Here is a 1,008-nt window from a genome sequence, read left to right on the forward strand (position 1 = left end):
CCATGATAATCATATCCACCTTATCAGCATCCAATTTGATTCCGAAAACTCCAAGAAATATATATAGTCTACAAATTGTTTTAGCGGTAAATTAGGTTGAATTCTTTTAAATTTATCTATTATAGGGTCAGAAACTTTCAAGTAACTATATTTTATATCTTTTAGTTCCAGATTTTCCGCTATTTTATTTCGTACTCTTTGCACAGCAATATCTCTTATACTACTTTCATCCCATTCAACTAAAATAAATCTCCTTTTTCCACCATCACGCAAATTAATATCTAATACTGCTTCAGCAGTAGAACCACTTCCTGAAAAGAAGTCTAAAACGATAAAATCATTTCCATCTACCATAGAAATTAAATATTCTAAAAGCTCAGTAGGCTTAGGATAGTCAAAACTCATATTTTGTTCTTGAAGTTTATTACTCATCGATTGAGTACTTCCTAGATCTTTTAGAACAGATATAACATGAGACTGAGAATCTTTTTTTCTTCCTTTAATCCCGTCTATATTTCCTGTTTGAGTAATAACAAAGCTAGTTTCCTGTTTTTTTGTGTCTAAAACTGTATTAAATTCGTTTTCAATAAATTTCAGTAATATTTTCTTTGAACTCCATCCGCTTTTAGCTACTACAGGATTAACCAACTTATAATTTTCAATAATTAAATCTTCATTATAGATTGGCCAAGCATCTTCTCTCTTTGGAATTATCATCTGCTTTACTTCACATGGAAAACCTTCTGGTAACAAAATTTCACTTATAGGATTTTTGGGACCATTTTTCACAACTGTATTTCTAATTTCGCTATTATGAAGTTTACTTTTTTTATTTTTTAGAAAAACATCATTGCCAAAGAATGACAGTTTGTTTTCACCAACAAATGTGAATTCAAATGTATCATCAGTAAGTTGTTTTACAGAAGAAGCTTGTTTTTTAGCTCCACCTTGCATCCATTTTGTAAACGATTAGTTACAGGTGAAAGTTTATTTATGACGACATTTACG

Annotated in this window: 1 protein-coding gene; it reads right to left on the reverse strand. The window is 30.0% G+C overall.

Features of this window, described 5'->3' with window-relative positions; all coding sequences use genetic code 11:
• Positions 1-9: 9 nt before the first annotated feature.
• Entirely contained in the window at positions 10-954 is a 945-nt protein-coding gene (locus ACFCYJ_RS27485; RefSeq protein ID WP_376079121.1) for a DNA methyltransferase, read from the reverse strand.
• Positions 955-1,008: the final 54 nt, after the last annotated feature.

Origin of the sequence: Lysinibacillus sp. NPDC056232 (assembly GCF_042267565.1) — a bacterium.
Classification (GTDB): domain Bacteria; phylum Bacillota; class Bacilli; order Bacillales_A; family Planococcaceae; genus Lysinibacillus.